The sequence below is a fragment of the Amycolatopsis thermalba genome (assembly GCF_003385215.1).
GTDB classification, from domain to species: domain Bacteria; phylum Actinomycetota; class Actinomycetes; order Mycobacteriales; family Pseudonocardiaceae; genus Amycolatopsis_E; species Amycolatopsis_E thermalba.
This window is the reverse complement of record NZ_PQHW01000058.1, coordinates 1-23175: the sequence shown is the minus strand read 5'-3', so window position 1 is coordinate 23175 and position 23175 is coordinate 1. Positions and strand designations below refer to the sequence as shown.

Annotated in this window: 23 protein-coding genes and 1 pseudogene; 9 read left to right on the top strand and 15 right to left on the bottom strand. The window is 72.0% G+C overall.

Annotated elements, in window-relative coordinates; all coding sequences use genetic code 11:
• Positions 1–15: 15 nt before the first annotated feature.
• Entirely contained in the window at positions 16–1350 is a 1335-nt protein-coding gene (locus D0D15_RS21950; protein ID WP_094007835.1) for a nucleobase:cation symporter-2 family protein, read from the top strand.
• Here D0D15_RS21950 and D0D15_RS21945 read toward each other — a convergent pair.
• The gene (locus tag D0D15_RS21945) at positions 1298–2149 is read right to left on the bottom strand and encodes an alpha/beta fold hydrolase (protein WP_338024686.1); all 852 of its coding nucleotides are present in this window, start codon (positions 2147–2149) and stop codon (positions 1298–1300) included. The two genes, D0D15_RS21950 and D0D15_RS21945, sit on opposite strands and share 53 nt — an antisense overlap.
• Positions 2150–2204: 55 nt before the next feature.
• On the opposite strand from D0D15_RS21945, the gene D0D15_RS21940 reads away from it, so the two are divergent.
• Both D0D15_RS21940 and D0D15_RS21935 read left to right on the top strand, forming a co-directional pair.
• On the top strand, positions 2205–2789 hold the full coding sequence (locus D0D15_RS21940) for a TetR/AcrR family transcriptional regulator (protein ID WP_094007834.1): 585 nt from the start codon (positions 2205–2207) through the stop codon (positions 2787–2789).
• A gap of 10 nt (positions 2790–2799) precedes the next feature.
• The gene (locus D0D15_RS21935) at positions 2800–3219 is read left to right on the top strand and encodes a nitroreductase family deazaflavin-dependent oxidoreductase (protein WP_094007833.1); all 420 of its coding nucleotides are present in this window, start codon (positions 2800–2802) and stop codon (positions 3217–3219) included.
• 19 nt (positions 3220–3238) lie between these two features.
• On the opposite strand, the gene pucD is transcribed toward D0D15_RS21935, so the two are convergent.
• Genes pucD through D0D15_RS21915 form a run of 4 tightly spaced genes read right to left on the bottom strand, consistent with a single transcriptional unit; the run spans position 3239 to position 8146 of the window.
• On the bottom strand, positions 3239–5503 hold the full coding sequence (pucD, locus tag D0D15_RS21930; RefSeq protein WP_094007832.1) for a xanthine dehydrogenase subunit D: 2265 nt from the start codon (positions 5501–5503) through the stop codon (positions 3239–3241).
• Entirely contained in the window at positions 5500–6834 is a 1335-nt protein-coding gene (locus D0D15_RS21925; protein ID WP_094007831.1) for an 8-oxoguanine deaminase, read from the bottom strand. The genes pucD and D0D15_RS21925 overlap by 4 nt, the downstream gene beginning before the upstream one ends.
• Complete coding sequence (locus D0D15_RS21920; RefSeq protein ID WP_094007830.1) at positions 6831–7286, bottom strand: (2Fe-2S)-binding protein; 456 nt, start codon at positions 7284–7286, stop codon at positions 6831–6833. The genes D0D15_RS21925 and D0D15_RS21920 overlap by 4 nt, the downstream gene beginning before the upstream one ends.
• Positions 7277–8146, bottom strand: a complete 870-nt coding sequence (locus D0D15_RS21915; protein ID WP_094007829.1) for an FAD binding domain-containing protein — start codon at positions 8144–8146, stop codon at positions 7277–7279. The genes D0D15_RS21920 and D0D15_RS21915 overlap by 10 nt, the downstream gene beginning before the upstream one ends.
• A gap of 100 nt (positions 8147–8246) precedes the next feature.
• Between D0D15_RS21915 and D0D15_RS21910 the strand changes: the two genes are divergently transcribed.
• Together D0D15_RS21910 and D0D15_RS21905 are read left to right on the top strand one after the other, a co-directional pair.
• Positions 8247–9701, top strand: a complete 1455-nt coding sequence (locus D0D15_RS21910; protein WP_115944697.1) for a PucR family transcriptional regulator — start codon at positions 8247–8249, stop codon at positions 9699–9701.
• A gap of 26 nt (positions 9702–9727) precedes the next feature.
• Entirely contained in the window at positions 9728–10528 is an 801-nt protein-coding gene (locus D0D15_RS21905) for an alpha/beta fold hydrolase (protein WP_115944696.1), read from the top strand.
• A gap of 203 nt (positions 10529–10731) precedes the next feature.
• Here D0D15_RS21905 and D0D15_RS21895 read toward each other — a convergent pair whose 3' ends face one another.
• Together D0D15_RS21895 and aceB are read right to left on the bottom strand one after the other, a co-directional pair.
• Entirely contained in the window at positions 10732–11937 is a 1206-nt protein-coding gene (locus D0D15_RS21895) for a DUF6986 family protein (RefSeq protein WP_115944695.1), read from the bottom strand.
• Between the two features lie 2 nt (positions 11938–11939).
• Positions 11940–13514 carry a malate synthase A gene (gene aceB, locus D0D15_RS21890; protein WP_094007867.1) on the bottom strand — a complete coding sequence of 525 codons (1575 nt, stop codon included), beginning with the start codon at positions 13512–13514 and terminating at the stop codon, positions 11940–11942.
• A 90-nt stretch (positions 13515–13604) separates the two neighbouring features.
• On the opposite strand from aceB, the gene D0D15_RS21885 reads away from it, so the two are divergent.
• Complete coding sequence (locus D0D15_RS21885) at positions 13605–14372, top strand: IclR family transcriptional regulator (RefSeq protein ID WP_094007825.1); 768 nt, start codon at positions 13605–13607, stop codon at positions 14370–14372.
• Here D0D15_RS21885 and D0D15_RS37605 read toward each other — a convergent pair whose 3' ends face one another.
• The 7 genes from D0D15_RS37605 to ftsY form a co-directional block, all read right to left on the bottom strand.
• Positions 14373–14495, bottom strand: coding sequence for a hypothetical protein (locus tag D0D15_RS37605; protein ID WP_115944694.1), 123 nt, complete (start codon positions 14493–14495; stop codon positions 14373–14375).
• 54 nt (positions 14496–14549) lie between these two features.
• Positions 14550–15338: a hypothetical protein gene (locus D0D15_RS21875; protein ID WP_094007824.1), complete on the bottom strand. Its 789-nt coding sequence runs from the start codon at positions 15336–15338 to the stop codon at positions 14550–14552.
• A complete protein-coding gene (locus D0D15_RS37600) occupies positions 15335–15928 on the bottom strand; it encodes a YbaB/EbfC family nucleoid-associated protein (protein WP_094007823.1) in 594 nt (197 codons plus the stop codon). Before D0D15_RS37600 ends, D0D15_RS21875 begins: the two co-directional genes overlap by 4 nt.
• On the bottom strand, positions 15925–16416 hold the full coding sequence (locus D0D15_RS21865) for a DcrB/PsbP domain-containing protein (protein ID WP_094007822.1): 492 nt from the start codon (positions 16414–16416) through the stop codon (positions 15925–15927). Before D0D15_RS21865 ends, D0D15_RS37600 begins: the two co-directional genes overlap by 4 nt.
• Positions 16417–16434: 18 nt before the next feature.
• The gene (locus D0D15_RS21860; protein WP_094007821.1) at positions 16435–17745 is read right to left on the bottom strand and encodes a putative T7SS-secreted protein; all 1311 of its coding nucleotides are present in this window, start codon (positions 17743–17745) and stop codon (positions 16435–16437) included.
• The gene (locus D0D15_RS21855; RefSeq protein WP_094007820.1) at positions 17745–18140 is read right to left on the bottom strand and encodes a type VII secretion target; all 396 of its coding nucleotides are present in this window, start codon (positions 18138–18140) and stop codon (positions 17745–17747) included. The genes D0D15_RS21860 and D0D15_RS21855 overlap by 1 nt, the downstream gene beginning before the upstream one ends.
• 121 nt (positions 18141–18261) lie before the next feature.
• Positions 18262–19635: a signal recognition particle-docking protein FtsY gene (gene ftsY, locus D0D15_RS21850; protein ID WP_094007819.1), complete on the bottom strand. Its 1374-nt coding sequence runs from the start codon at positions 19633–19635 to the stop codon at positions 18262–18264.
• A 106-nt stretch (positions 19636–19741) separates the two neighbouring features.
• Here ftsY and D0D15_RS21845 point away from each other — a divergent pair, with 106 nt between their 5' ends.
• The 3 genes from D0D15_RS21845 to D0D15_RS21835 are packed head-to-tail and all read left to right on the top strand — an operon-like array spanning position 19742 to position 23036.
• Positions 19742–20920, top strand: a complete 1179-nt coding sequence (locus tag D0D15_RS21845) for an anhydro-N-acetylmuramic acid kinase (protein ID WP_094007818.1) — start codon at positions 19742–19744, stop codon at positions 20918–20920.
• Positions 20907–22436, top strand: coding sequence for a sodium:solute symporter (locus D0D15_RS21840; RefSeq protein WP_094007817.1), 1530 nt, complete (start codon positions 20907–20909; stop codon positions 22434–22436). The genes D0D15_RS21845 and D0D15_RS21840 overlap by 14 nt, the downstream gene beginning before the upstream one ends.
• The gene (locus D0D15_RS21835) at positions 22437–23036 is read left to right on the top strand and encodes a maleylpyruvate isomerase N-terminal domain-containing protein (protein ID WP_115944693.1); all 600 of its coding nucleotides are present in this window, start codon (positions 22437–22439) and stop codon (positions 23034–23036) included.
• Here the strand turns inward: D0D15_RS21835 and D0D15_RS21830 are convergent.
• Positions 23033–23175, bottom strand: a pseudogene (locus D0D15_RS21830) (IS630 family transposase); the annotation flags it as partial. The gene D0D15_RS21835 and the pseudogene D0D15_RS21830 sit on opposite strands and share 4 nt — an antisense overlap.

Here is a 23175-nt window from a genome sequence, read left to right as displayed (position 1 = left end):
GTTGGGAGAACCCGCGTGACCACGACCGCCGCACCGGCAACGGAGATCCACCCGGTCGACCGCAAACCCCCGGCTCTGCAACTGGTCGTCGGCGGCGTGCAGCACGTCGCCGCGATGTACGCCGGCGTCGTCGCCCCGCCGCTGATCATCGGCAGCGCCGTCGGCCTGTCCGGCGGTCAGCTGAGCCTGCTGATCAGCGCGAGCCTGTTCACCGCGGGTCTGGCGACCCTGCTGCAGACCCTCGGCGTGTGGCGGTTCGGCGCCCGGTTGCCGCTGGTCAACGGCGTCACGTTCGCCAACGTGGCCCCGGTGCTGGCGATCGTGCAGCAGCACGGGCCGCAGAACGCGCTGGGCATCGTCTACGGTGCCACGCTCGTCGGCGCCGCCCTGATGGTGCTCGCCGCGCCGTTCTTCTCGCGGCTGACGCGGTTCTTCCCGCCGCTGGTGACCGGCACGGTCATCACGCTCATCGGGGTGTCGCTGCTGCCGGTGGCGGTCGACTGGATCTCCAGCCAGCAGGATTCCGCCGAACCGCACGGCATCCTGCTCGCCGCGATCACGCTGCTGGCGGTGCTGGCGTTCAACCGGTTCCTGCCCGGGTTCTGGAGCCGGATCGCGCTGCTGCTCGGCCTGGTCGTCGGCACGCTGATCGCGTGGCCGCTGGGCGAGGTCGACACGTCGACCTTCCGCGAGGCGCCGGCCTTCGGCGTGGCGAGCCCGTTCCACTTCGGCACCCCGGCGTTCGACATCGCGGCGATCGTCTCGATGGCGATCGTGATGATCGTGATCATGGCCGAGAGCACCGCGGACATGCTCGCGCTGGGCGAGGTGGTCGGCCGCCCGACCGGGCAGCGCACGCTCGCCGACGGCCTGCGCGCGGACGGGGTCGCGACCGCGGTGTCCACCGTGTTCGGCGGGTTCGCGTGCACGGCGTTCGCGCAGAACGTCGGGCTGGTCGCGCTGACCCGGATGTTCAGCCGGTTCGTCGTGGCCGCGTGCGGCGCGATCCTGGTGCTGCTGGGCCTGTTCCCGGTCGCGGGCGGAGTGGTCGCGCTGGTGCCGCAGCCGGTGCTCGGCGGCGCCGGGCTGGTGCTGTTCGGCAGCGTCGCGGTCAGCGGCGTCCGGACCCTGGCCACGGCCGCGTTCGACCGCCCGGCGAACGTGACGATCGTGGCGGCCGCGCTGGGCATCGGGATCATCCCGATCGCCGCGCCGGAGTTCTACGCGCACTTCCCGTCGGCCGTGCAGACCGTGCTCGACTCCGGCATCAGCGCGGGCTGCGTGGTGGCCGTGGTGCTCAACCTGATCTTCGGGACGCGACGGGAACGAACTCCCGCAGCAGGTTCGTGAGCAGTTCCGGCTGGTCCTCCGGCACGAGCGTGTAGCTGCCGGGCACCTCGACCAGCCGCGCGTCCGGGAACAGCCGCGCCAGCCGCGGCCCGTGCTCGCGGGGCATGAGCTTGTCCTCCGCCGCCCACACCACGAGCACGGGCCCGGTGAACTCCCCCAGCCGGTCCGACCACGCCAGCAGCGTCTCCTTCGGCGGCGTGTGCAGGCCGTACTTCAGCATGTCCCGCATGATCGCCGGGTTCTCGCGAGCCGGGCGGAACCAGCCGTCCACGACCTCGGGTGGCACCGGTGTCTTGCTCATCCACCCCCACGAGCCCGGCGCGCGCTGGACGAACCGGAACTTCAGCAGGTGCAGCATCGCCTTGAGACCGCCGGGGATCCGCGCGACGCGGACGAGCATGCGCCCGGAAAAGCCGGGCGGGTAGTTGTCGAACGCCTCACACGCCACCAGGACCAGGCGGGCGAGGCGGTCGGCGAGCCCCTCGGAGATCAGGAACTGCGCGCCGCCCCAGTCGTTGAGGACCAGGGTCACGTCCCGCAGGTCGAGCTTCTCCAGGAACTCGGCCAGCAGCCGCACGTGACCACGCAGCGACAGGTCGGCGTCCGGTTTCATCGGTTTCTTGTGCGCGCCCAGCGGCCAGTTCGGCAGCACGCACCGGTACTCCCCCAGGCCCGGCACGACCTTGCGCCACACGGTGTTGTCGATGGTCAGGCCGTGCAGGAAGACGATCACCGGCCCCCCACCGCCGGTGTCGTCGTACTCGATCGTCCCCGCGGACAGCTCCACCTCGGGCATCATCGCCCCCTCGGATTTGATAGATCGCTCTAGCGGGAGAGTAGCTAGGATCAGTGACGTGGGCAACACCAGAGAACGGATCCTGGCCGCGAGCGCCGAGCTGTTCCGGCGCAACGGCTACACCGGGACCGGCCTGAAGCAGATCGTCGGCGAGGCGAGCGCGCCGTTCGGCTCGATCTACCACTTCTTCCCGGGCGGCAAGGAACAGCTGGCCGAAGAGGTCATCCGGACGTCGGGGATGGAGTACGCGAAGCTGTTCGACCTGCTGATCGCCCCGGCGCCGGACCTGATCACCGGGCTGGAGCAAGCCTTCGCCGCCGCGGCGGTGACCCTGCGGGAGACCGGCTACGCCGACGCGTGCCCGATCGCCACCGTGGCGCTGGAGGTCGCCAGCACTAACGAGACCCTGCGCCGCGCGACGGCGGACGTGTTCACCGCGTGGATCGACACCGGAACGGGGGTGTTCACCCGGTTCGGCCTGTCCGCGGACGACGCCCGCCGGCTGACCGTCGCGGTGATCACCGGCCTGGAAGGCGCGTTCGTGCTCAGCCGTTCGCTGCGGAACGTCGAACCACTGGCGATCGCCGGTGAGGCCGCGGTGGCGATGGCCCGGGAAATGCTCACCCGTCCCGGCCGTGGGTAGTGTCGGGTTCATGAGCACTTCCATCGATCTGCACGGGCAACCGCACGTCGACCGCTACCTCGAGACCGACGGCGAGGACGGCTACTACTGGCGCAACGGGACGACGATCCTGATCCTGTTCACCAAGGGCCGCAAGTCCGGTCAGGAGCGCAAGCACGCCCTGATCTTCCGCGAGCACGAGGGCGCCTACCTGCTGGTGGCGTCCAATGGCGGCACCGACACGCCGCCCGCCTGGTTCGTCAACCTCCAGGCCGACCCGAACGTCGAGGTCCAGATCAAGGGCGAGCGCTTCCGGGCCGTCGCCCGGGTCGCCACCCCCGAGGAGAAGCCCGCGATGTGGGCGAAGATGACCGAGGCCTGGCCGGACTACGACGAGTACCAGAAGAAGACCACGCGGGAGATCCCCGTGGTCGTGCTGGAACGCGCCTGATCCCGGCCGCGGGTCCCGGTCAGCCGGCGATGTGCTCCGGCCGCACCGGGATCCGCGGCAGGTCCTTGCCCGTCGCGGCGCGGATGGCCGCCACGATCGCCGGGGTGGAGGAGATCGTGGGCGGCTCGCCGACGCCGCGCAGGCCGTAGGGCGCGTTCGGGTCGGCCAGTTCCAGCACGTCGATGTCCATCGGCGGCATGTCGAGCACCGTCGGAATCAGGTAGTCGGTGAACGACGGGTTGCGGATCTTCCCCTCGTGCGTCTGGATCTCCTCCATCACCGCCAGCCCGAGGCCCTGCGCCGAGCCGCCCTGGATCTGGCCCAGCACGGCCTGCGGGTTGAGCGCCCGCCCGACGTCCTGGGCGCAGTCCAGCGCGACCACCTTGACCAGGCCCAGTTCGGTGTCCACGTCCACCACCGCCCGGTGCGCGGCGAACCCGTACTGCACGTGCGCGTTGCCGGCGCCGGTCTCCGGATCGAGGACGTCGGTCGGCCGGTGCCGCCACTCCACGGTCTCGTCGTAGACGTCGTCGCCGAGCACGTCGGCCAGGTCCGCGACCACACCGTCCCGGGTGGACACCACCTTGCCGCCCACCAGCTCCGCGTCCGGCGCGCCGATCCGCTTGGTCAGCGCCGTGCGCACCGCCAGGCACGCGGCCCGCACCGCTCCCCCGGTCATGTACGTCTGGCGCGACGCCGAGGTCGATCCCGCGTTGCCGATCGAGGTGTCCATCGGCAGGATCGTCACCTGCTCCACGCCCAGCTCGGTCCGCACGATCTGCTGCAGCACCGTCACCAGGCCCTGCCCGACTTCGCACGCCGCGGTCTGCACGGTCGCGGCCGCTTCGCCACCGACGACCCGCAGCTGCACGCGCGCGGTCGAGTAGTCGTCGAAGCCCTCGGAGAAGCAGATGTTCTTGATCCCGACGGCGTACCCGACTCCACGGACCACGCCCTCCCCGTGGGTGGTGTTCGAGACCCCGCCGGGCAGCGTCCGCAGGTCCCGCTCACCGGACGGTTCGGGCGGCAGTGGTTTGGCGGCCACCCGCCGCACCAGCTCCGCGACCGGGGCGGCGGAGTCCACGATCTGCCCGGTCGGCATGCGCGACCCCTCGCTCATCGCGTTGCGGACCCGCACCTCGACCGGGTCCAGCCCACACGCCCGGGCCAGTTTGTCCATTTGCGACTCGTAGGCGAACGCGGCCTGCACCGCGCCGAAGCCGCGCATCGCGCCGCACGGCGGGTTGTTGGTGTACGCGCCCCAGCAGTCGACCTCGACGTTGTCCACGTTGTACGGCCCCACACCGAGGGTCGCGGCGTTGGCGACCACCGCGCTGGTGGACGAGGCGTACGCGCCGCCGTCGAGGAAGAGCTTCGCCTTGACGTAGACCAGCTTCCCGTCCCGGTCGGCGCCGTGCTCGTAGTACATCTTCGCCGGATGCCGGTGCACGTGGCCGTAGAACGATTCCTCGCGGTTGTAGACCATCTTCACCGGCTTGCCGGTGTGCAGCGCGAGCAGGCACGCGTGGATCTGGATGGACAGGTCCTCGCGCCCGCCGAACGCGCCGCCGACCCCGCCGAGCGTGAGCCGCACCTTGTCCTCGGGCAGCCCGAGCGCGGCGACGATCTGCCGCTGGTCGACGTGCAGCCACTGCGTCGCGACGTACAGGTCGACGCCGCCGTCCTCGGCCGGGACCGCGAGGCCGGACTCCGGCCCCAGGAACGCCTGGTCCTGCATGCCCACCTCGTAGACACCCGACACCACCACGTCGGCGGTCGGGGACTTCTCGCCGCGCCGGATCGGGACGTGCCGGACGACGTTGCCGTTCGGGTGCACCTTCGGCCCGTCGCCGCGCACGGCCCGCTCGGCGTCGGTGACCGGGTCCAGCACCTCGTAGTCCACGCGAATGCGCTTCATCGCGCGGCGCGCGGTCTCCGGGTGGTCGGCCGCCACGAGCGCGACCGGTTCGCCCTCATAACGCACCACGTCGACGGCCAGCACCGGCTGGTCCGGGTGCTCCAGGCCGTACCGGTTCACGCCCGGCACGTCCTCGTGCGTCAGCACCGCCTCGACGCCGGGCACCTTGAGCGCCTCGGTGATGTCGATGCCGGTGATGCGCGCGGACGGGTGCGGGCTGCGCAGGGTCACGCCCCACACCATGTCCTCGTGCCACAGGTCCGACGAGTAGGCGAACTCGCCGCGCACCTTCACGATCCCGTCCGGGCGGCGCGGGCTGCTGCCGATACCGTCCGTCGTGGTGGCCCGCTCGACCGACGTGGTCATCGCAACCTCCTGCTCGCGGCGGCCAGCTCGCCCGCGATCGCGGTTTCGTCGTCCGTGCGCAGCTCGCCGTCTTCGACCACCGTCCGGCCGCCGACGAGCAGCCGCTTCACCGGTGGGGTCGTGCCGAGGACGAGGGCGGCCACCGGGTCCTCGATGCCGGCGTAGCGCAGGCCGGTCAGGTCCCACACGGCCAGGTCGGCGAGCTTGCCGGGTTCGATCGAGCCCAGCTCGCCGTCCCGCCCGAGGCAGCGCGCGCCGCCCATCGTGCCCATCCACAGCGCCTCGCGGACGGTCAGCGCGGTGGGGCCGCCGCGTTGCCGTGCCTGCAGCAATGCCTGGTGCAGTTCCTCGCCGAGCCCGCCGGACTCGTTCGACGCCGCACCGTCGACTCCGAGACCGACCGGCGCGCCCGCGTCCAGCAGACCGCGCACCGGGGCGATCCCGGTGCCCAGGCGGCCGTTGGAGGTGGGGCAGTGCGCCGAGCCGGTGCGGGTCGCGCCGAGGCGGCGGATCGCGGCGTCCTCCAGGTGGACGGTGTGGGCGAGCCACACGTCGTCGCCGAGCCAGCCCAGCTTGTCGGCGTACTCGGCGGGGGTGCAGCCGTTCTCGGCCACGCACTGCTCTTCCTCGTCCAGCGTCTCGGCGAGGTGGGTGTGCAGCCGGACTCCCGTGCGCCGCGCGAGATCCGCCGCCTGACGCATCAGCTGCTCGCTGACGGTGAACGGCGAGCACGGCCCGGCCGCGATCCGGATGCGCGCGCCGGGCGCCGGGTCGTGGTGGGCGTGGATGGCCGCCTCGGTGCCGATGAGCGCGGCTTCGGTGGTCTCCACCAGGTTGTCCGGGGGCAGGCCGCCGTCGGACTCGCCGCGGTCCATCGACCCGCGCACGAGGTGCGCGCGCACGCCGATCCGGTTCGTCGCGGCGACGAGTGCCTCGATCTGGTCGCCGCTGTCGTGCGGGAAGACGTAGTGGTGGTCGGCGACCGTGGTGCACCCGGTCAGCGCGAGGCGCGCCATGCCGGCGGTCGCGGCGGCGTGGGTGATGCCGGCATCGAGCCGCTTCCAGATCGGGTACAGGTGGACCAGCCACTCGAACAGCGTGGCGTCGGCCGCGAGCCCGCGGGTGGCCCACTGGTAGAGGTGGTGGTGGGTGTTGACCAGGCCGGGTGTGATCAGGCAGCCGGTCAGATCGACCCGATCGCCCGCGACCCCAGCGCGCCCTGCGCCGACGGCGGTGATGGTGTCGCCGTCGATCACGACGTGCCCGCTGCGGTGCTCGGTGCCGTCCGCGTCGACCGTGGCGATGGCCGCGTTCTCCAGGATCAGGGTCATTTCGCCGCCGCCCGCACCGCGTCGAGGATCTTCTCGTAACCCGTGCAGCGGCACAGGTTCCCGGCCAGCGCCTCGCGGATCTCCTCGTCGCTCGGGTTCGGCACCCGGTTCAGCAGGTCGTGCGCGGCGACCACCAGACCGGGCGTGCAGAACCCGCACTGCACCGCACCCGCGTCCACAAAGGACTGCTGGACCGGGTCGAGCCGGTCGCCCTCGGCCAGCCCCTCGACCGTGCGCACCTCGCGGCCCTCGGCCTGACCGGCGGCGACCAGGCACGCGCACACCGGGGTGCCGTCCAGGTAGACCGTGCAGGACCCGCATTCGCCCTGCTCACACGCGTTCTTCGAACCGGGCAGGCCGAGCCGTTCGCGCAGCAGGTAGAGCAGGCTCTCGCCCTCCCACACGTCGTCGGCCTGCCGGGCCTCGCCGTTGACCGTCACGTTCACGCGCATGTCCGCTCACTTCCCAGGTAGTCCTGCCAGGCCCAGCCGAGGGTGCGGCGGGCCAGCACCGCCAGCGCGTGCCTGCGGTACTCCGCGGTGCCACGCACGTCGTCGATCGGCGCGGCGGCCGAAGCGACCAGCTCGCCGAAGCGCCGCTTGACCGAGTCGCGCAGCGGCGCGGGCGAGTCCCACGGCAGTTCGCCGGCCAGGAACTCCTCAGCCTCGGTGGCGCGGCGCGGTGTGGGCGCCGCGGAGCCGATCGCCGCGCCCGCGCGCCGGTGCTCCGGATCGAGCGCGACGGCGAACGAGCACACCGCGATGACCATCGCGTTGCGGGTGCCGACCTTCGAGAACTGCTGCGGCGCGGTCGCGACCGGCAGGTGCACCGCCACGATCAGCTCGTCGGCCGCCAGGCTGTGCTTCTTCACGCCGACGTAGAAGTCGTCGGCGTCGATGAACCGGGTGCCGCGGGTGGAGGCGACCTCGACCCGCGCGCCCGTCGCCAGCAGCACCGGGTGCGTGTCCCCGGCGGGCGAGGCCGCGCCGAGGTTGCCACCGACCGTGCCGCGGTTGCGGATCTGCGGTGAGCCGACCGTGCGGGACGCCATCGCCAGCGCGGGCAGTTTTTCACCCAGCTCAGCGATCAGCCGCGTGTAGGACACACCCGCGCCCAGCCGGACCACGCCGTCCTCGACGGTCCACTCGGCGAGTTCCGCGACCCGGGTCAGGTCGAGCAGCGCGTCCGGACGGCGGTGGTCGAAGTTCAGCTCGACCATGACGTCCGTGCCGCCCGCCAGTGGCACGGCGTCCGGGCGCTCCGCCTTCGCGGCGAGCGCCTCGGCCAGGTTCGCCGGTCGCAGGAAGTCCATGGATAGCAGTAGACGCCTGTGACGGGGGCACCGGCAACGGCAGCGCAGTACGAACCGACAGCAGCGTGCGGGCCCGCGTTTGTGCTTTCCTACAACCCTGATGACGACGGTGAAAACACTGCTGGAGATCCCGGAACTGCGGCTGCGGCTGCGCACCGGCGCCGGGCTGCTCGGGCGCGAAGTCAGCCGGATCTACGTGACCGAGCTGCCCGATCCGAGCCGGTACGTCTCGGCGGGCGAGGTCGTCCTGAGCGGGCTGCTGTGGTGGCGGCAGCCGGGGGACGCACGGCCGTTCGTCGCCGCGCTCGCCCGGGCCGCGGTGGTCGCGCTCGCCGCGTCCGGCGCGGACACCGGCGGGATTCCGCCGGACGTGGTGCAGGCGTGCGCGCAGCACCGGATCCCGCTGCTGGAGGTGCCCGCCGACCTGTCGTTCGCGGTGATCACCGAGCGCGTGGTGCTGGAGCTGGCCGCGGCGCGGGGCCGGGAGCCGGGCGGTGCCCGCAAACGCTTGCTGGCCGCGGCGACCGAGGACATCTCGCTGCCCGCGCTGCTGCGGCAGGGCGCGGTCGAACTGGGCGCGCCGTGCTGGGTGCTGTCCGGGACGGGCCGGGTGGTCGCGGGCACGGCCGAACCGCCACCGGCGGACCTGGTCGCGCACGTCGTGCCCGGCCGGGACGTGACGGTCCACGACGGGTACGCGCTGCTCCCGGTCGGCGGGAGCTTCGCGGTGCCGTGGCTGCTGGCGGTCGGGCACCCCGAGCCGGGTGAGCTGGCCGGAGAGCTGGCCGAGCTGGTGCGGCTGGCGCGGGCACGGGCGGACCAGGTGCGGCGCATGGCGGGCCGCGCCGCCGAACCGCTGCTCCAGGCGCTCGCCGACGGGAGCCCGGTCACGGGCGCCGGCGCCGCGTCCGGCCTGCCCTCGGACGCCGAGATCCGGGTGCTGCTCGCGCGGGCGCCGGACGACGACCCGGACCTGGCGGCGGAGGTGCTGGCCGAACTCCTCGCCGGCGCGCGACCGGTGGTCGGCGTCGTCGGCGAGGACGCCTACGCGCTGGTGGCCGGGCCGGGGAACTGGATGCGCGCGGCCGGTGAGGCGCTGGCGCGGCTGGACCGGCTGATGTCGTTGTCGCGGTTCCGCCTGGGGTCCGGCGGGCCGGCGTCGGTCGAGGGCCTGCACGGCGCGACGCAGGAGGCCCGCCACGCGGTCGAGCTGGCGGCCCGGCGCGGCGGGCGGATCGAGCTGGTCGCGGGCGAGGACATCGCGGTGCACCAGCTGCTGGCCGCCGGCGCGCCGGACGAGCTGCGCCGCTCGGTGCGGGCGCGGGTGCTCGGGCCGCTGCTCGCCTACGACGCGGCACAGGGCACGGACCTCGTGCACACCGTGCGGGTCTACCTGGAGTGCTCCAGCTCGCCGACAGCGGCGGCGCGGGCGCTGCACGTCCACGTCAACACGCTGCGGTACCGGATCGCGCGGGCCTCGGAGCTGCTCGGCGTGGACCTCAACGACTTCGTCGCCCAGGTGGACGTGTACCTCGCGCTTCTGGTTACCGTCTAGTCCGGCTAGCTGGTAACGTCCCGGGCATGGAGCGATTCGAGACATCGGGCGGGACCGTGCGCTGGGCTTCCTCGGGTTCGGGCCCGCCGGTCGTGTTGCTGCACGGGACGCCGTTTTCGTCGTACGTGTGGCGGGACATCGCGGCCGCGCTGAGCGAGCGGCACGAGGTGTTCGTGTGGGACATGCTGGGGTACGGGCAGTCCGAGAAACGGGCCGGTCAGGACGTGTCGCTGGGGACGCAGGCTTCGGTGTTCGCGGCGTTGCTGGAGCACTGGGGGCTGGAGTCGCCGTCGGTGGTGGCGCACGACTTCGGCGGGGTGGTCGCGCTGCGGGCGCACCTGCTGCACGGCGCGCGGTACCAGCGGCTGGCGCTGGTGGACGCCGTGGCGATCGCGCCGTGGGGGACGTCGTTCTTCCGCCTGGTGCGCGACAACCCGGCGGTGTTCGAGCGGCTGCCGTCGCACCTGCACGAGGCGATCGTGCGCACCCAGACGGCGACCGCTTCCGCCCCGGGCCTGCGCGGCGGGGGGCTCGACGACCTGGTCGCGCCGTGGCTCGGCGCGGAGGGGCAGGCCGCGTACTACCGCCAGATCGCGCAGGCGGACCAGCGGTTCACCGACGAGATCGAGCCGCTGCTGGGCTCCCTGGACCTGCCGGTGCTGGTCGGCTGGGGCGAGGCGGACGAGTGGATCCCCGCCGAGCAGGGCAAGGACCTGGCATCCCGGATCCCCGGCGCGCGGCTGAAGCTGTTCCCCGGCGCCGGACACCTGGTGCAGGAGGACGCACCGGCCGCACTGACCGCGACCCTGCTGGACTTCCTGACCTGAACGCAGAACTCACCCGCACGAACGCAGAACTCACCGCCAGGAGCGTGGGACTCGCACCCACCGCGCGAGTCCCACGCTCCGGCGCGCGAGTCCCACGTTCCGGCGCGCGAGTCCCACATTCCGGCGCGCGAGTCCCACGTTCCGGCGCGCGAGTTCCACGTTCCGGCGCGCGAGTCCCACGCTCCGGCGCGCGAGTTCTGCGGTCAGCCGCGGGGGGTCGCGTAGCTCTCCAGGTGGTCGCGGGTCAGGCCGGTCAGGTTTTCGACTTCGGCGGTGTCGGTGGCGCCGCAATCCAGGCCGCGCAACAGGAAACCAGCCAGCGCCCGGGCGGTGGCCGGCTCGTCGAGGACGCCGCTGTCCACCTGCGACGCGTAGTCCCGCAGCCGGGCCGCCGCCGCGGGCAGGCCCTCGCGGAAGAAGGCGTACGTCGCGGCGAAGCGGGTCGGCAGCTGGTGCGGGTGCAGGTCCCAGCCTTGGTAGAAGCCGCGCTCCAGAGACCGCCGCACGAGGCGCAGGTGCTCGCGCCACGCGGGCAGCAACGCCTCCCCCACCGGGAGCCTGTTCGTGGATCCGTCGGAGAGCCGAACCCCGGTCCCCGCGGCGCTGACCTGCATGAACGCCTTCGCGAAGTCGGCCACGGGGTGATCCATGCTCTGGTGCTCCGCGGCGATGCCCAGCCCGGCGCTGTAGTCGTAGGTGCCGTAGTGCAGCCCGCTGCACCGGCCCTCGGCGGCCTGCACGATCCGGGCCACCGCGACCCGCCCCTCACTGTCCACGATGGACTGCGCGGTCTCGATCTGCACTTCGAACCGCAGCGCGCCGTCCGGGAGCCCGTAGGCCGCCTCCAGGTGACCGAGCACCTCGGCGGCGGCGCCGACCTGCTCGACCGCCGTCACCTTCGGCAGCGTCACCACGAACCCGGCCGGCAGCTTGCCGTGCTCCAGCAGCCCGGACAGGAACACGTCCAGCGTCCGGATGCCACGACGGCGGGTCGCGCGCTCGAAGCTCTTGAACCGGATGCCGCAGAACGGCGTGGCCGGGTTCTCCGCGATCACGCGGCCGGCCGTGAGAGCCGCTTCGTCCTCGGTGTCGTCGCCGGGGCGGCCGTAGCCGTCCTCGAAGTCGATCCGCAGGTCTTCGATCGGCTCGGTGACCAGCTTGCGTCGCACCCGCTCGGCCACGGCCGGGTCCAGCCCGAGCGCGTCGCCGTCGGAGTCGAACACCGCCCGCGCCTGCTCGCCCCAGCGGGCGGCCAGGTCGGGGGTGTACCGGTGCGCCGGCACGTAGACCGTGTGCACCGGCTGCCGCCCGGACGGCTCACCGGGGTACCGCGCCACGACCCGCGCGTCCACTTCGGACAAGCGCGCGTCGATGCCCGCGTACACGTCCCCGGTGAGCCGTCCGGCCACGGTTACTTGATCCGCTCGTAGGCGGGCAGGGTCAGGAAGTCGACGAACTCGTCGGCGAGCGCGACCTCCTCGAAGATCTCGACCGCCGGGGTGAGCAGGTCGGCGGCGATCTGGCCGTCGAGCTCCTTGCGCACGTCGTCGAGCACCGACTTCACCAGCTCGCGGGTGACCTTTTGGCCGTTGTCGAGCTGAGTGCCGTTCTGCACCCACTGCCAGATCTGCGACCGCGAGATCTCCGCGGTCGCGGCGTCCTCCATCAGGTTGTGGATGCCGGCCGCGCCGTTGCCGCCCAGCCAGGAAGCGATGTAGCGGACACCGACGTCGACCGCGCCACGCAGGCCGGCCTCGGTGGCGCCGCCCTCGGTGCTGGCCACGTCGAGCAGCTGGTCGGCGGTCACCGACACGTCCTCACGCAGCCGGTCGAGCTGGTTCGGCTTGTCGCCGAGGACCTTGTCGAACTCCTCCTTGCACAGCTCGACCATGCCCGGGTGCGCGACCCAGGAGCCGTCGAAGCCGTCGTTGGCCTCGCGCGCCTTGTCGGCGTGGACCTTCTTCGAGGCGTTCTCGTTGACCTCGGGGTCCTTGCTCGGGATGAACGCGGCCATGCCGCCGATCGCGAACGCGCCGCGCTTGTGGCAGGTGCGGACCAGCAGCTCGGTGTAGGCACGCATGAACGGCGCGGTCATGGTGACGCTGTTGCGGTCCGGCAGCACGAACTTCTCGCCCGCGTCGCGGAAGTACTTGATGACGCTGAACAGGTAGTCCCAGCGGCCGGCGTTGAGGCCGGAGGCGTGCTCGCGCAGCTCGTAGAGGATCTCCTCCATCTCGAACGCGGCCGGGATGGTCTCGATCAGGACGGTCGCGCGGACGGTGCCGTGCTCGATGCCCAGCGTCTTCTCGGCGTGGGTGAACACGTCGTTCCACAGGCGGGCCTCGAGGTGGCTCTCCATTTTCGGCAGGTAGAAGTACGGGCCCTTGCCGCGCTCCAGCAGCTCCTTCGCGTTGTGGAAGAAGTACAGGCCGAAGTCGACCAGCGCGCCGACGCCCTTGCGGCCGCCGAAGGTCAGGTTGTGCTCGTCGAGGTGCCAGCCGCGGGGGCGCACCACGATCGTCGCCAGGTCGATGTCCTTGCGCAGCTCGTAGTGCTTGCCGTTCGAGTCCAGCTCGATGGTGCCGCGGATCGCGTCGTACAGGTTGACCTGGCCGCCGACGACGTTGTGCCAGTGCGGGGTGTTGGCGTCCTCGAAGTCGGCCAGCCACACCTTGGCGCCCGAGTTGAGGGCGTTGATCGTCATCTTGCGGTCGGTCGGGCCGGTGATCTCCACGCGGCGGTCGCGCAGGGCCAGCGGCGCCTCGGCGACGCGCCAGTCGCCCTCGCGGATCTCCTTGGTCTCGGGGAGGAAGTCCAGGCGCCCGGTGCGCTTGGCCTCCTCGCGCCGCTTGGCACGGGCGGCGAGCAGCTCGTCACGGCGAGCCGCGAAGTTCTCGTGCAGCCCGGCCAGGAAGTCCAGCGCTTCCCGGGTCAGGATCTCGTCGCCTCGCTCGACGGAGCCACCGAGCACCTCGACGTCAGCCATGCGGAACACTCCCAAGAAGACTTGCGGTTCGGTTTTTACATCCCGGACTATAGTTTCTACATAGCGGAAGCTCAATGTGAGGGAGTCGCGGTGGCCGAGGAGAAGGCGGGACGAGACGGCGGGGTCCAGTCGCTGCGCCGCGCGTTCGAGCTGCTCGAGCGGCTGGCCGACACCGGCGGCGAGGCCAGCCTGTCCGAGCTGGCGGCCACGTCGGGCCTGCCGATGCCGACGATCCACCGCCTGATCCGCACGCTGGTGCAGCTCGGTTACGTGCGGCAGAACACGAACCGGAAGTACGCGCTGGGGGCGCGGTTGATCCGCCTGGGCGAGCACGCGAGCATGCAGTTCGGCACGTGGGCGCGCCCCCTGCTGGCGGAGCTGGTCGAGGCGACCGGCGAGACGGCGAACCTGGCGGTCCTGGAGCGCGACGAGGTGGTGTACGTGTCGCAGGTGCCGTCGAAGCACTCGATGCGGATGTTCACCGAGGTCGGCCGCCGGGTCCTGCCGCACGGGACGGGCGTCGGGAAGGCGATCCTGTCGCAGCTGCCGCCGGAGGACGTGCGGGCGCTGCTGGACCGCACGGGGATGCCCGCGTACACCGAGCACACGTTCACCGACCCGGACGAGCTGCTGGCGCACCTGACCCAGGTGGCGGCGCAGGGCTACGCGGTGGACGAGAGCGAGCAGGAGCTGGGGGTGCGCTGCGTGGCGGTCCCGCTGACCGGCACACCGGCCCCCGCGGCGGTCTCGGTGTCCGGCCCCTCGGGACGGCTGACGAGGGAGGCGGTGGCGCGAATAGCCCCCCTGGTCCAGGCGACGGCGGCCACGCTGTCGACCCATCTGGCGGAAAGCGCCTGATCAGCCGAACCAGCCGCTTGCGAGGGGCCGGTCGTCCATCTGGATGTGGTGATCGGCACCACCGTTCGCGACACCGGTGGCCGTGGCAGTGACGCCGTAGCGCTTGCCCTTGTCGGTGAGCACGCAGCGGGCGCTCGCGCCGGGCTTAGACGGCCACGAGGCCGGGCATCGGAACTCCTAGGCCCAGGCAGCGGCGGGGATGCGGTCGAGGATGTCGCAGCGGAGGTCGAGCGCGGGGACCAGCTCAGCCGGGTCCCGGTGGTCGCGAATCCGGTCGAAGGCGTCGAGGCGGTCGGCGAACAGCGTGAAGCCGCGGAACTTGCGCTGGTCGGTGAGCAGGAACTCGGCCAGCGCCGGGGTGATCGCGTAGGCGAGGAACCGCTCGTCCGGGCCGTTGGCATCGAACCGGTCGTCGAAAGCCGGGTTGCCGGTGCGGAAGTCGCCCTGCCCCACGGCCGCGTTGATCCTGCTGACGACTCCCACGGTCTGCCGCACGTACACCGGCGGACGCGGCGCGGGTGTCCGCACCCAGATGCAGAGTTCCGTGAGGACGTGATGCCGGTAGAAGACCTCGAGCGTCGCCGCGACGAACGGTCGGCCGCGGTGGGTACCGGTGATGACGTCGTGAGCGCTCCTCGCCCGCGGCGGCCGGATGAAGTGCTGCTCCAGCGGGTCCGGCGCGGTGGGCTGGAAACCGGACCGCGATTCGGGCTGGTTCGGTCGCCAGAACTGGCTCTGCTCCGGGCTCCAGAACTGCTCGACCTGCCGGTTGTACGCCTCGGCCAGCGAATCGTCGCGCTCGACGTACGTCCACCCCCGCCGTGGCAACTCCGCCCGCAGCTTCCCGATGGCGACCGCCGCGGCACCGGCTTCCCTGCGGCGCAACCGCATCATCAGCCACCCGAACGCAGCCATGAACAGCACCGATCCGCCGACCGCGATCGCGACGACCACTCCCGCGCTCACCGGCCGGAACCATCCGCGAACAGGTCGGTCTCCTCGAACGGCTCGTCGTCCGGCGCGGGCGGGCGCCGGTGTGCGGCGGGCGGACGTGGTGGCGCGGGCGCAGGAGGCGGCGGCGGAACAGCCGGAGCCGGGCGCTCGTCGAACAGCGCGGCGGCGCTCTCGAACGGTTCCTCGGGCGGCGGGACGAACACGGGAGGCGGCCCGGGGTGCAGCGGCCGCTGGTCGCCGAACGTCTTCTCGTCCGCGTCGAGCACCTTGTCCAGGAGTTCGGTGTCACCGAGTCCCCGGCGGACGACTTCGGCCTGCCGCCTCGCCGCGGCCGCCCTCGCCGCCGCGAGGGTGTGCATCACGGCCGCGGACAGCGCGGCGGGCGGCAGGTCACGGACGCGTTCGCCGAACGTGACCGCCTTGACCTCGCCACCCGCGCCCGCGACGACGCGGACGGCACCGTCAGGCGAGACGACCTCCGCCGTGACGTCCGTCAACTCCGCGGCCATCTGCTCGTAAGCCTCCGCGCGGCGGCGGTTGCCGGCCGCCGCGGTGTCGATCGCTTCGATGCGGCGCAACAGCTGCCGGGCGAATTCGCTCATCGCGTCCCCTCCGGACGGATCGTCGACAGGAACTTCTGGAAGTCGCCGACGACCTGGTCGAACTGCTCGGCGAGCGAGCTGAGCACGATCTGCAGGACGGCGTACCGGCTCGGATCGCTGGTGTCGCGGATCCCGAGGAACACCTGCAACTGCACCACCTGCTCGGGCTTGCCGTTCAGCAACAGGGACAGGCGGACGGCCTGGGTCAGGCCGGGGCCACCGGCCGATCCCGCCTCCTTGCGCCGGCCGAGCTGGGCGTCGGGCGCTCCGCGTCGCAGACGGTCGAGCGCCGCGTCGGCGAGCTCGGTCAGCGACACGTCGCGCGGGTGCAGCTCGCCGCTCATCGTGATGTTCGGCGTGAAACCCTTGAGCGCGGGCGGCCGCAGAGCCACGAACGCGGCCTCGTCGGCCTTGACCTCGCCCGGCGGCACCGACTGCCAGCCCTCGGGCAGCGAGAACTGGATCGGCACCGGAATGGTGGTTGCCACGATGTCTCCGTCTCCGTCCTAGAACAGGAAGTCCGCGACCGCGTCCGCGGCGTTCGCCAACCCGTGCCCGACGTCGGTCGCGATGTCGGCGACGTCGTCCGCCACGTCCGTCACAGTGTCCACGACCTCCTGCGGATCGATCGCGATGTCGAAGCCCACGTCCCCGCCGACGCCGACGGTCAGGCCGAGCGAGGCACCGAGGTGGAACTTGCCGTCGTCGCCCATCCCGAACTGACCACTCGCGTGCGCTCCGAACCCGGCCGAGAGCCCGCCGTGGACGCCCGCGCTGAGACCCGCGACCTCCGCACTCGCCGCCGCATCGACCCGCGCACCGGCGAAACCGCCGATGCTGCCCCGGACACCGGTCACCCCGGCACTTCCCTCGGCCTCCGCCCGCACGCCCACGGAGCCTTCCGCATGTCCCGTCGCACCGGCGTGCTCGCCAAGCTTGACCTGTCCCTCGGCCGACCCCTTGGCCAGCCACGCCTCGGCGTTCGCCGCGGCCGTCAGGCCGAGCGCGTTGACGCTTCCGGAGACACCGGCACTGGCTCCGAGGAGCGAACCGTCGAGCTTCCCCGCCCCCGACAACGCACCGCTACCGAACGAACCGTCCAGGCTGCCGCCCAGCAGGTCGGCGCTGGCGGCCGCGCTGAACGTCTCGTCCGAGAGGTCGAATCCGAGGGCTTCGAGGGTGTCGTCGATGCGGTCGCCGAGCATCCCCTCGGACTGGGAGCCCCACTCGAACCCCTTCCGCCGTCCGGGGTCACGCTCCCTGTCGCCGAACTCCTTGCGGTAACCACCTTCGCCGTCAGGCTCGAACCCGAAGGCCTCCGCGACGGAATCACCGATCTCCGCGACATGGGCGCGCGCCTGGTCGAGCACCGACTGGGCTTCCCGGGCCAGCGCTTCCCCCGGGTCCTGGAACGGGGCGAGGATCTGACCGACGGCCTGGGCCTGCACGGCCTGGGCGTGGTACTGCGCCGCCGCCGCGCGGGAGGCCGCCTGCGCCTGGGTGTACATCTCGATGGCGCGCTGCGCCTCGGCCTGCGCCCAGGTCAGTGCATCGCCGAAGTCCGCGAGCGACTGCCCGCCCCGACCGAGGAGAGCGGCGGTCTCGATCCACTTGGGCGGCTCGGCACCGAACGCCTCACGGAAGGCGTCGGCCGCCGCGCCGGTCCACTGCGCGGGGGCGATCCCGTTGAGCCCCTCACCGGTGGTGGCGATCTGCTCGATGCCGGCGACCAGGTCACGGAGGTCGTTGGCGATCAGCTCCGGTTCGCCCGGGACGAGTTCCCTGGGGCTGGTCGTCTGCCCGAGTTCGGCAGCCATCAGGAGGTCCGCTCATCAGGGTCGATCCGGCTCGAGATGCTGCCCGTCCCGCGAGCACCGGCGAAGCCGCCACCGACCACGCCGCCGAGCGGATCACCGGTCTCGCCGATCAGTTCGCCGATGCCGGTCAGCGACCGGCCGGCATCACCATCGGACTCCCGGTACACACCGGCCGCGACACGCAGGCTCTCCCCGTGCTCCTCCGCCTTGGCGCGCAGCTTCTCGACCTGAGCTTCCATCTCGCGGAGGAACTCGGTCCAGCCCGCTTGCACCCCGGCGTGCCCGTAGTCACCGGCCGGCGCGCGGAAGGCCACCCCCGCCACACCCGAGACGACGTCACCGATGGTGCCCGCGGTCTGCCGCAGCTCGTCCGGCGCGGCGCCGAAGCCCGTCATCACCCACCCCCAGTCCAGGAAAAGGCGCGCCGCCTCCCCTGCGGCGCGCCCTCACAGACTGGCGAAGTTCGACCGGGCTTGTACAGTGTTTTCGACCTTCTCCCCCGCCTGGGGGAGAAGGTCATCCGAGCAGGGCGTCCACGAAGGCGGCCGGCTCGAAGGGCGCCAGGTCGTCCGGGCCTTCGCCCAGTCCGACGAGCTTCACGGGCACCCCGAGCTCCCGCTGGACCTGGAACACGATGCCACCCTTGGCGGTGCCGTCGAGCTTGGTCAGCACGATCCCGGTGACGTTCACGACCTCGCGGAACACCCGGGCCTGCATGAGCCCGTTCTGGCCGGTCGTGGCGTCCAGGACCAGCAGCACCTCGTCCACCTTGGCCTGCTTTTCCACCACCCGCTTGACCTTGCCGAGCTCGTCCATCAGGCCGGTCTTGGTGTGCAGCCGGCCCGCCGTGTCGATGAGCACCGCGTCGACCCCGGCGTCCACGCCCCGCTTGACCGCGTCGAACGCCACGGACGCCGGGTCGGCGCCCTCCTTGCCGCGCACGACCTCGGCCCCCACGCGCTCCGACCACGTCTGCAACTGGTCGGCCGCCGCGGCGCGGAAGGTGTCCGCGGCGCCCAGCAGCACCTCGCTGCCCTGCGCCACCAGCACCCGCGCGAGCTTGCCGGTCGTCGTGGTCTTTCCGGTGCCGTTCACGCCCGCGACCAGCACGACCGCCGGCTGCTTGGCCCCGTCCACGGTGTGCGCGAGCGCCCGCACCGAGCGATCCCAGTCCGGGTGCAGCGCGTCGGTCAGCACGGTCTTGAGCACCGTGCGCGCCTCCGCCGACGTCCGCACCGCCCGCGCGGTCAGCTCGGTGCGCAGGGTCTCCACGATCTCCGTCGTCGTGGCCGCGCCCAGGTCCGCCATCAGCAGCGTGTCCTCGACGTCCTGCCACGAGTCCTCGTCCAGGTCACCGGCGCCGAGCAGGCCGAGCAGGCTCTGCCCGAACATCGACCGGGACTTCGACAGCCGCCCGCGCAGCCGCTCGATCCGCCCGGAGACCGGCTCCGGCTCCTCGACCGCGACCGCCGCCTTCTCCGGCTCCCGCGCGGCAGGCACCTCCGGAGCGGGAGCGGGCGCCGCCGGGACCTCGGTCTCCGGCGCGGGCGCCTCGGCCTCCGGCAGGCCCACGTCGACGATGCCGCGCCGCGGCGAGTCGCGGGGCACGGAGGCGTCGTCGCCGACGCCGGGCTGGCCGTCCACCTCGGTGCGCTCGCCCGCCGGGTGCTCAGGCGGTTCGACCGTCTCCGTCTTCTGCCCACCAGGCGCCAGGGCGATGCCGCCACCCGCCTGGTAGTTCCCGCCTCTCGGGGGCTTGGTCTCCCGCTCCGGCTCCGCCTCGGTCAGGCTGATCCGCCGGCGACGGGCGAAGACCAGGCCGGTGATGAGGAGGATCGCCAGTAGGACGACGACCACCAGGATGATCCAGAACCAGAGGTTTTCCGCCACGGAGCCATCCTCGCATCTGCCGGTTGACCGGGCAGGACACCCCTCGCGGACAAAAACTCACCGGATGCCTTGCGCTCCGGTCAGAAAAGGACTAGACCACTCGGTCATGCGCGTCGTCGGGCTCATCTCCGGCACGTCGGTCGACGGGATCGACGTGGCACTGGCCGAGTTGGCCGCGTCCGGCGACGAGGTCGTGCTCGTCCCGCTCGGGCACTCCTCGCTCCCCTACCCCGATGACCTGCGGCGGGAGCTGCTCGCCGCGCTCCCGCCGTCCGAAACGACCGTCGAGCAGGTCACGCGCCTGGACACCCGGGTCGGCCAGGCGTTCGCCGAAGCCGCGAGCACCCTGTCCGGCACCGCGGACCTGGTCGCCTCCCTCGGCCAGACGGTCTTCCACTGGGTCGAGAACGGCCGCGCCCGCGGCACCCTGCAGCTGGGCCAGCCGGCCTGGATCGCCGAGCGGACCGGGTTGCCGGTGGTCGCCGATCTGCGGGTCCGCGACATCGCCGCGGGCGGGCACGGCGCTCCCCTGGCCAGCACCCTGGACGCGCTGTGGCTGCGGGACCTGGCCCCGGCCGTCGCGCTGAACATCGGCGGCATCGCCAACGTCACCGTCGTCCGGCCGGATGGCGTGGCGGCCTTCGACACCGGCCCGGGCAACGCCCTGCTCGACCTCGCGGCGCACCAGGTCACCCGCGGTGCCCAGAACAGCGACCTCGACGGCGCCATCGCCGCCCGCGGCCGCATCCACCAGGAACTGCTCGACCGCCTGCTCGCCGAGCCCTACTACGCCGCCCCGCCGCCGAAGTCGACCGGCAAGGAACTGTTCCACGCCGGCTACCTGCGTGCGGCGACCGACGGCCTCGACGTCCGGGACGAGGACCTGCTCGCCACCCTCACCGAGCTGACCGCGGTCACGATCGCCCGCGCCTGCGCCGGCGCGACCACCGTGATCGTCTCCGGCGGCGGCGCCGACAACCAGTCGCTGATGCGCGCGCTCGCCCGGAACCTGCCCGGGACCCGGCTGGCGACGAGCGACGAGTTCGGCCTGCCGCGCGAAGCCAAGGAGGCGTACCTGACCGCGCTGCTCGGCTGGCTCACCTGGCACGGCGTCCCGGCGAACCTGCCGGACGCGACCGGCGCGCGCGGACCACGGCTGCTCGGCAGCATCACCCCGGGCGCGCACCCGCTGTCGATGCCCGCTCCACATCCGGTGACCGTCACCCGTCTGCGGGTAGCGGCCGCCCCGGACCAACCGATAGGAGTGCCTGATGCACCCAGTTGACCTGGCGATCATCGTGGTCTACCTGGCCGCGATGCCCGCGATCGGCGTGCTCGTGGGGCGGCGCCAGCGCTCGGCGGCGGACTACTTCATCGGCGAACGCAGCCTGCCGTGGTGGGCGGTGTGCTTCTCGATCGTCGCCACCGAGACCTCGACGCTCACCGTGATCAGCACGCCGGGCCTGATCTGGGCGGCGTCGGGCAACTACAACGGGCTGACCTACCTGCAGCTGCCGTTCGGCTACATCATCGGCCGCACGCTGGTGTCGTTCGTGCTGCTGCCGCGCTACTTCAAAGGCCAGCAGACCACCGCGTACGCCTTCCTCGGGCAGCGGTTCGGCTCGGCCATGCAGGGCGTGTCGTCGGTGGCGTTCATCGTGACGCGGCTGCTGGCCGAGGGCGTGCGGCTGTTCGCCGGCGCGATCCCGATCCAGGTGATCCTCAAGCACTTCGGGCTGCACACCTCGTACTGGCAGATCGTCGTGGTGCTGACCGCGCTGACCGTCATCTACGCGCTGGTCGGCGGCATCAAGGCGGTCGTGTGGGTGGACGTGATCCAGCTGTCGGTCTACATCGGCGGCGCGATCATCGCGATGATCGTGCTGGCCGGGAAGCTGCCGGACGGGTGGACCTCGCGCGCCGCGGACGCCGGGATCTTCCGGCTGTTCGACTTCAACTTCGACGTCCTGCACCTGCTGACCAGCCAGTACGCGTTCGTCACGGCCGTGGTCGGCGGCGCGATCTTCACGATGGCCTCGCACGGCAGCGACCAGCTCATCGTGCAGCGGTTCCTGGCCTGCCGCAGCGTCACCGACGGGCGGAAGGCGCTGATCGGCAGCGGCGTCGCGGTGACCATCCAGTTCGCGTTGTTCCTGTTCGTCGGCGCGATGCTGTGGGCGCACAACGGGTTCCGCACGCTGCCCGAGCTGGGGGTGAAGGGTGACGACGTGTTCACGAACTTCATCACCAGCGAGCTGCCGGTGGGCGTGGCCGGGCTGCTGATCGCCGCGATCCTGGCCTCCACGATGGGCGCGCTGGCCTCGGCGCTGAACGCGCTGTCCAACTCCACGGTCGCCGACCTCTACCAGCGGTTCACCAAGCGCGCGCCGGAGGATTCCAAGCTGCTGCGGCACGGCCGGATCTGGACGCTGGTGTGGGCGGTGGTGTTCGCGGTGTTCGGTTCGCTGTTCAGCAACCGCAACAACCCGGTGATCGAGCAGGGCCTGTCCATCACGGGATACACCTACGGCGCGATGCTGGGCGCGTTCTTCCTCGGCATGTGGGTCAAGCGGGCGCGGCAGCTGGACGCGATCATCGCGTTCGTCGTGACCGTCGCGGTGATGGCGGTCGTGGTGCTCGCGGTGAAGATCCCGCCCGCGCCCGGCGCGAAGCCGGTCGTGCTGGCGTTCCCGTGGTATACGCTGCTCGGCGTACTGATCACGCTCGTCGTGGGCGGCGCGCTGTCCCTGCGGCACCGCACTGCGGACACCACGGCCCCGAAGGAACCGGAGCCGGTTTAGATGGACGCCAACGTCCTGCTGACCACCGCGGAGACCTGCACGGAGTTCCTGTCCGGGCAGCTGGAACGCGACTGGTCCGTCCCGGTGCCGGAGATGGACCTGACGGTCGCCGGGGTGGTCGCGCACATCAGCGACTGCCTGCACTGGTACGCCTACGACCTGACCGCCGGGCCGGTCGAGCTGTCGACGATGGAGTCCCACGTGCGGGCCGGATCGCCGCCGGCCGAGCTGCTGGTCACGCTCGGCACGACGGCGAAGGTGCTGGCCGCGGTGGTGGCGACGAGCGGCCCGGAAGCGCGCGGTTTCCACCCGTGGGGCATCGCCGACCCGGCCGGGTTCGCCGCGATGGCCTGCGACGAGCTGCTGGTGCACACCCACGACGCGGCGCGCAGGCTGGGCGTGGAGTTCGCGGCGCCGGCCCGCCTGGCGGCCGCCGCGCTGTACCGGCTGTTCCCGTGGACGCCGATGGACACCGACCCGTGGCCCACGTTGCTGTGGGCCAACGGGCGGACGTCGTTGCCGGGCCACCCGCGGCTGTCGAAGTGGCGGTGGCACTGCGCACCACTGTCCGAATGGGACGGCAGCGCACCGATCGCCTAGTGTCCTGAGTTATTAATTCGCGTGCAGTAGCGTGCGATGGAGTCAAGGATCTGGTCGGCGGTCTTGGTCCAGACGTAGGGCCGTGGTTCGTTGTTCCAGGTCTCGATCCATGCGCGGATGTCGCGATTGAGCGCGTGGA

Excerpts from the sequence above, each read along its gene's own strand:
- pucD (WP_094007832.1), bottom strand. The coding sequence starts at position 5,503 with ATGACCACGTCGGTCGAGCGGGCCACCACGACGGACGGTATCGGCAGC.
- D0D15_RS21840 (WP_094007817.1), top strand. The coding sequence starts at position 20,907 with ATGCACCCAGTTGACCTGGCGATCATCGTGGTCTACCTGGCCGCGATG.
- D0D15_RS21845 (WP_094007818.1), top strand. The coding sequence starts at position 19,742 with ATGCGCGTCGTCGGGCTCATCTCCGGCACGTCGGTCGACGGGATCGAC.
- D0D15_RS21945 (WP_338024686.1), bottom strand. The coding sequence starts at position 2,149 with ATGATGCCCGAGGTGGAGCTGTCCGCGGGGACGATCGAGTACGACGAC.
- D0D15_RS21925 (WP_094007831.1), bottom strand. The coding sequence starts at position 6,834 with ATGACCCTGATCCTGGAGAACGCGGCCATCGCCACGGTCGACGCGGAC.
- aceB (WP_094007867.1), bottom strand. The coding sequence starts at position 13,514 with ATGGCTGACGTCGAGGTGCTCGGTGGCTCCGTCGAGCGAGGCGACGAG.
- D0D15_RS37600 (WP_094007823.1), bottom strand. The coding sequence starts at position 15,928 with ATGAGCGAATTCGCCCGGCAGCTGTTGCGCCGCATCGAAGCGATCGAC.
- D0D15_RS21935 (WP_094007833.1), top strand. The coding sequence starts at position 2,800 with ATGAGCACTTCCATCGATCTGCACGGGCAACCGCACGTCGACCGCTAC.
- D0D15_RS21920 (WP_094007830.1), bottom strand. The coding sequence starts at position 7,286 with ATGCGCGTGAACGTGACGGTCAACGGCGAGGCCCGGCAGGCCGACGAC.
- D0D15_RS21855 (WP_094007820.1), bottom strand. The coding sequence starts at position 18,140 with ATGACGGGCTTCGGCGCCGCGCCGGACGAGCTGCGGCAGACCGCGGGC.
- D0D15_RS21905 (WP_115944696.1), top strand. The coding sequence starts at position 9,728 with ATGGAGCGATTCGAGACATCGGGCGGGACCGTGCGCTGGGCTTCCTCG.
- D0D15_RS21835 (WP_115944693.1), top strand. The coding sequence starts at position 22,437 with ATGGACGCCAACGTCCTGCTGACCACCGCGGAGACCTGCACGGAGTTC.
- D0D15_RS21915 (WP_094007829.1), bottom strand. The coding sequence starts at position 8,146 with ATGGACTTCCTGCGACCGGCGAACCTGGCCGAGGCGCTCGCCGCGAAG.
- D0D15_RS21860 (WP_094007821.1), bottom strand. The coding sequence starts at position 17,745 with ATGGCTGCCGAACTCGGGCAGACGACCAGCCCCAGGGAACTCGTCCCG.
- D0D15_RS21910 (WP_115944697.1), top strand. The coding sequence starts at position 8,247 with ATGACGACGGTGAAAACACTGCTGGAGATCCCGGAACTGCGGCTGCGG.